Source organism: Novimethylophilus sp. (genome assembly GCF_036504375.1).
Classification (GTDB): domain Bacteria; phylum Pseudomonadota; class Gammaproteobacteria; order Burkholderiales; family Methylophilaceae; genus Novimethylophilus.
This window is the reverse complement of sequence record NZ_DASXVH010000082.1, coordinates 1-5,939: the sequence shown is the minus strand read 5'-3', so window position 1 is coordinate 5,939 and position 5,939 is coordinate 1. Positions and strand designations below refer to the sequence as shown.

General features: G+C 60.5%; 6 protein-coding genes and 1 pseudogene. 1 reads left to right on the top strand and 6 read right to left on the bottom strand.

Features of this window, described 5'->3' with window-relative positions; genetic code table 11:
* The 6 genes and pseudogenes from VGK14_RS11920 to def form a co-directional block, all read right to left on the bottom strand.
* Positions 1 to 925, bottom strand: a pseudogene (locus VGK14_RS11920) (PAS domain-containing sensor histidine kinase); the annotation flags it as partial.
* Positions 922 to 1,545 carry a DUF4390 domain-containing protein gene (locus VGK14_RS11915; protein WP_331509312.1) on the bottom strand — a complete coding sequence of 208 codons (624 nt, stop codon included), beginning with the start codon at positions 1,543 to 1,545 and terminating at the stop codon, positions 922 to 924. The pseudogene VGK14_RS11920 and the gene VGK14_RS11915, both read right to left, overlap by 4 nt.
* A complete protein-coding gene (gene rsmB / locus VGK14_RS11910; protein ID WP_331509311.1) occupies positions 1,508 to 2,791 on the bottom strand; it encodes a 16S rRNA (cytosine(967)-C(5))-methyltransferase RsmB in 1,284 nt (427 codons plus the stop codon). The genes VGK14_RS11915 and rsmB overlap by 38 nt, the downstream gene beginning before the upstream one ends.
* On the bottom strand, positions 2,784 to 3,635 hold the full coding sequence (gene htpX / locus VGK14_RS11905) for a zinc metalloprotease HtpX (RefSeq protein ID WP_331509310.1): 852 nt from the start codon (positions 3,633 to 3,635) through the stop codon (positions 2,784 to 2,786). Before htpX ends, rsmB begins: the two co-directional genes overlap by 8 nt.
* 58 nt (positions 3,636 to 3,693) lie before the next feature.
* The gene (gene fmt, locus VGK14_RS11900; RefSeq protein ID WP_331509309.1) at positions 3,694 to 4,611 is read right to left on the bottom strand and encodes a methionyl-tRNA formyltransferase; all 918 of its coding nucleotides are present in this window, start codon (positions 4,609 to 4,611) and stop codon (positions 3,694 to 3,696) included.
* Between the two features lie 76 nt (positions 4,612 to 4,687).
* Positions 4,688 to 5,191: a peptide deformylase gene (gene def, locus VGK14_RS11895; protein WP_331509308.1), complete on the bottom strand. Its 504-nt coding sequence runs from the start codon at positions 5,189 to 5,191 to the stop codon at positions 4,688 to 4,690.
* A gap of 75 nt (positions 5,192 to 5,266) precedes the next feature.
* On the opposite strand from def, the gene VGK14_RS11890 reads away from it, so the two are divergent.
* Positions 5,267 to 5,939: LysM peptidoglycan-binding domain-containing protein (locus tag VGK14_RS11890; RefSeq protein ID WP_331509307.1), on the top strand; the 673-nt coding region annotated here is incomplete at its 3' end.

Below are 5,939 nucleotides of genomic sequence, written 5' to 3'. Positions count from 1 at the left end.
CTGCCAGCAAGCCCAGCGGGGCCGACAGGCGCCGGCTCAGCACGAAGGCGAACGCCACCGCGGACAACATCGCCAGCATCAGCACCAGCGTCAATGTCAGCGCGAAGACTTGTTTCAATGATTGCCTGGCGTAAGACAACTCCTGGTAATCCTGGTACACCGCCTGCACCGATTCCGCAGTGTCGGAGAGCGTTTTGGGCACTGGCCGCATCAACTGCAAGATGCGCGACTCACCGCGCAGATCGAAAGTATTGACCGGCGCCAGCACGCGCAAATACAGCCCCTTACCGGATATGGGCTCGATCACGCCATGGGCACGCTGGCGCGCCTGGCGCAGCTGCTGCACGCTGGGCAGCTCCGGCAGGAAGCTGGTGGCATCGTTGCTGGAAAACGCGACAATGCGCCCCTGCGGCGTCAACAGCGCCGCATCCTGCACGCCCGCTTTCTCGCGCAGATCGTTCAATGCGGAAACATGGGCCATCGACCCCTGCAGCGAGAGTGATGCTGCCATGCTTTCGGCTTTTTCTTCGAGATCGCGCAGCATGATGTCGAGCGTGCTCTGGCCCAGCCGCAAACCGCCGTCCAACGCCGCCTCGACTTTCACGTTGAACCAGGATTCGATGGAACGGGTAAGAAAATTGACCGACACCGCATACACCACCAACCCGGGGATGATGGCCATCATCGCGAACATGCCCAAGAGGCGCAGCGTCAGCCGGCTGCCCATCACCTGGGCTTTGATCTGACGATACAGCTTCCAAAGCTGCCAGCCGACCAGTATCGTCAGCGAACCCGCCAATACCACGTTGAGCGCGAGCAGTATCGTGTAGCTCTGTCCGGAAACGGCGGTGTTGGCACTGGCGTGCGAGAGCAGATAGAGCAATACCGCGCCCAATGCAATACCGATAAAAACAACGTATTTCACTTGTCGAGACTGGGTTTGTCCGAAACCGATTTATCCAATGCCGGGGTTTTATCCAATGCCGGAGCCCAACGATAGCGCTCTGAAATCAGGTCCCACTTTTCCGAACCGATCGCGCTGACCTGCAGCGGTTTGGGCAGACTGCCATGATCGAGGCGCATGCGCAGCATCGCGTAATAGGGCGTACCCTTTTTCAGCAGGGATTTTTCCACCACCGGCCAATCCCGCAGCTGGCCCAAGGCCTGCACCGCTTCCCGCAACGTCGAAACAGTGGCCTGATGGCTGCCGATATTGATCAGATATTGGCGGGACAAGGCATGATAGCTTAAGCGTATCGTCCGGCTCGCACTGCTCACCTCATCGTCGAACCAGTAGCGATGCGGCTCCATCAGCGCGAATTCGACCAGGAAATTGAGCGCCACGCCTTTATTGATCGCCTCTTCTACCTCGGCATTCAGCTCGATATTGAAATCCGCATGCAGGAGATAGGCTTCTTCCGCCGGTGCCAATTCGGCATGCTCCACGGTGATTCCCGCTGCCAGAACGGCACGTGCCGTCAGCAGGCCGACGACCAGCAGGCATAGGCTAATTTTTTTGCAATAGCGCGTAATAAAAGCCATCATGGGCATCACAGGGCAGTAGCTGGCCTTCTTGTTCTAGACCGGATATTGCCGGACCATCCAGGGACAGGCACCGCGCATCCGGCGTTTCGGCGAGAAAGGTTTCAACCTGCAGGCTGTTTTCTTCCTGAAATACCGAACAGGTTGCATAGAGCAATTTACCACCCTTTGCCAGGGTTGACCACAATCCGCGCAGGATATTGGCTTGCTGTGCGCCAAAGCTCGCGATATCGGCATCGCGCCGCAGCCATTTGATATCCGGATGGCGGCGCACGATGCCGGAAGCGCTGCACGGCACGTCCGCCAGGATCCGGTCAAACGGGATGCCATCCCACCAGCCGGCGGGACGGGCTGCATCGCCTTGCCGCACCGTGGCAGCCAGTTCAAGTCGCCGCAGGGTGTCGCGCACCTTGCTCAGCCGTGCATCATCATTGTCGAGCGCAAGCAATTCGATGTCGGCCAGTTCCAGCAAATGCGCCGCTTTGCCGCCGGGCGCGCTGCAAGCGTCCAGCACGCGCATGCCGGCACTGACATCGAGCAGCGGCGCGGCCTGTTGCGCGCCTAGATCCTGCACCGAGGCCAGCCCCTCGCCAAACCCCGGCAATTTTTCCACCGGCAATGGGCGCTCCAGCGTGATGCCGGACGCGCCAGCGGCGGATGCCGCTATTTCATGTTGCAGCAGCAGCGAAAGATAGGCATCGCGCCCGGTTTTGCGCGCATTGACGCGCAGGGTCATCGGCGGATGGGTATTGCCGGCGACGAGCATGCTGGCCCAGGCCTCTGGGTACTGGATTTTGAGCTTGGCTATCCACCAGAACGGATAGGACAGACGGGCACCTTCATCCTGGTCGAGCTGCTGCGACAGCGTCTCCCGTTGCCGCAGGAAATTGCGCAATACCGCATTGACCAGCCCCTTGGCCCATGGCTGTTCAAAACTGGCAGCGGCGCGCACGGCGTTGTCGACCACCGCATGGGGCGCCGATTTTCCGTATTCCAGCTGGCCCAGCGCCACCAGCAGCAGGCAACGCACGCGCTCATCGGTGAGCGGCCGCTGCAGCAGCCGGCCCAGTACGGCATCGAGCCAGCCCAACCAGCGCAGCGCGCTGTAGCTCATATCCTGCAACGCGGCACGCTGCGGGGGGACGAGTTCGGGATGATTGCGGCGCAATTCGTCCAGCGCCTGGTTGAGGTTGCGCCCGGCCAGTACCTGGCCCACGGCCTGCGCGGCCAGCAGCTGGACCTTATGCAATGCCTTGCGCCAATGCCATCAGGCGGGCGACGCGTTCCTCGGTGGCAGGATGGGTGCTGAACAGCCCCTGTATGCCTTCCGCCGACAGCGGGTTGACGATCATCATCTGCGCCGTCTCCGGATGTTGCTGCGCGGTATCCATCGGGATTTGATGGGCATAGTTATGTATCTTCTTCAAGGCTGCCGCCAGTGCCTGCGGATCGCCGCTGATTTTAGCACCGCCGCGGTCGGCCTCGAACTCCCGCGAACGGGAAATCGCCATTTGGATCAGCATCGCCGCAATCGGCGCCAATATCATGATCAGGATCGTCACCGCCGGATGCACGCCGCGCTCGCGGTCGCCGCCGGAAAACAGCAAGCCGAACTGGGCAATCGAGGAAATCGCGCCGGCGATGGTCGCGGAAATGGTCGAGATCAGCGTATCGCGATGCCTGACGTGCGCCAGCTCGTGCGCCATCACGCCGCGCAATTCGCGCTCGGAAAGCATGTTGATAATGCCGGTGGTAGCCGCAACCGCTGCATGCTCGGGATCGCGCCCGGTAGCGAACGCGTTGGGTTGCGCCTCATCGATGATATAGACCCTGGGCATCGGCAGCCCGGCGTTATGCGCCAGTTCGCGGACGATGCGGTAGAACTTGGGGGCGCTCTGCTCGTCCACTTCCTGCGCGTTGTACATTTTCAGCACCATGCCATCCGAAAACCAGTAGGCGTAAACATTCATCGCCGCCGCAAACAGCAGAGCGATCAGCATGCCGCCAGCGCCGCCCAGCGCCGCACCCACCGCGCCGAACAGGACGACGATGCCCGCCATCAGAATGGTGGTTTTGAACCAGTTGCCAAGCATATTCAGATTTCCTCGGTTGGATGACTCATGCCATTAGATGGCGGAGCTGGCGGAAAATTCAAGCGTCGAAACGCTCGCCCGGATTAAGCGGCGTGCCCGCGAGGAATTCCTTCCAGTTAAGACGCTTGCCGCCGGGCTTTTGCAGCTCTTCGATGCGCAAGACACCGGCACCGCAGGCGACGACTATGCCGTTGTCGATGCCGACGATTGTTCCCGGCTGGCCGTTACCTTCTGCCGCGCGCGCGAACCAGATGCGCCATGGCTCGCCGTGCATGGCCGCCTGCGCTACCGGAAAAGGATTGAAGGCACGCACTTGGCGCGATAGTTCGCGCGCCGGTTGCTTCCAGTCCAGCGGCGCTTCGGTTTTTTGCAATTTCGCCGCATACGTGACCAAGGCCGCGTTCTGCGGCACTGCCGTCAGCCGATGCAGATTGGCCAGCGCCTCCGCCATCAGATTTCCGCCAAGATTCGCCAGGGTGTCGTGCAGGCTTTGCGCGGTATCGTTTTCGGTGATCGGCACCGCGGCTTTCATCAACATCGCCCCGGCATCCAGCGCCGGCACCACCTGCATGATGGTGATGCCGGTTGCGGCATCACCCGCCAGCAGCGCGCGCTGAATCGGCGCCGCGCCGCGCCAGCGCGGCAACAGCGAAGCATGGATGTTGAAGCAACCCAGACGCGGCATATCGAGCACGCTTTTGGGGATGATCAGGCCGTAGGCCGCGACCACCATCGCCTCCGCTTCAGCCGCGGCAATCCGCGCCTGGGCTTCGTCCGGCTTGAGCGTTTCCGGCTGGAACACTTGCAAGCCGTGTTGCAGCGCCAATTCCTTGACCGGGCTGGCCCTGAGTTTCATGCCCCGCCCCGCCGGCCGGTCGGGCTGGGTCAGCACCAGCGCAACCTCGTGCCCGGCGTCAAGCAGCGCGGCCAGTGCAGGCACGGCGAAATCCGGCGTGCCGGCGAATATTATTTTCATGATAGAGCCCAATCGCAGCTGCAGAGGGCGCGGAGCCGAGGTTTATGGGTGAGTTCCATGTCTTAAGCAGCGGGAATCACATGGTTTCTCGCAAACGCTTCTTCAGTTTATGCTTGATCCGGCCCTGTTTGAGCTGGGAAAGATATTCGACGAACACCTTGCCCTTGAGATGGTCGATCTCATGCTGGACGCATACCGCCAACAATCCGGCCGCCTCCAGCGTAAATAATCTGCCTTCGGCATCCAGCGCAGTTACCGTCACGCGCTCCGGTCGTTTCACTTTTTCGTACACGCCGGGTACCGAGAGACAGCCTTCCTCGTATTCCTGCATACCGTCGCAACTTAAAATTTGCGGATTGATGAGCACCAGCAGATCGTTCTTGGCTTCGGAGCTATCGATCACGATCACTTGCCGGTGCACGTCGACCTGAGTCGCTGCGAGGCCGATGCCGGGTGCCGCATACATGGTTTCCGCCATGTCGCGCACCAGCTTGCGAATGCTGTCGTCCACGTCAGCGACCGGTACCGCGATCTTGTGCAAACGCTCGTCCGGGTAGTGAAGAATCTGCAGAATAGCCATAAAAGCTTGCCTGTTGAATAAATTAGATGCAAAATCTAAACCGATTTCGCAAATGCCTTGGCCGAGGTGCCCCGAATGAAAAAGCGAATTATAACCCTGCTGCTGCTTTGCAGCACCGTATCCCTTGCATGCGCGGATGAGTTGCAATTGCAAGCCAATCACCCCGAACGCTATGTCGTCGTCAAAGGCGACACGTTGTGGGGCATCTCCGCGAAATTCCTCAAAGATCCGTGGCGCTGGCCGCAGATCTGGAAGATGAACCGCGAACAGATCAAGAACCCGCACTGGATTTATCCCGGCGACGTGGTGGTACTGGACACCAGCAATGGCCAACCCGAGCTGCGTCTGTTGCGCGAAACGGTGACGCTGGAACCCGGCGTCATCGCCGAACCGCTGGAACAGGCAGCCATCCCCGCCATTTCGCCCAGCGTGATTTCTCCCTTCCTTAGCCAGCCGCTGGTGATCGAAACAAAACAGCTGGAAGAGTCGCCTGAAATCGTCGCCGCGCCGGATGGACGCCTGGTGCTGGGGGCCGGCTACCGGGCGTATGTCAGCGCCATCAACGAAGGCGACGGCATGACCTGGCAGATTTATCGCCCGGGCGAAGCGCTGGTCGATCCTGAAACCAAGCAGACACTTGGGCATGAGGCTGTCTATCTGGGCGATGCCAAGGTGGTGCGCTACGGCGAACCGGCCACCGTTGCCATTACCCGCTCGAAGGAAGAAATCACCGTCAAGGACAAGCTGG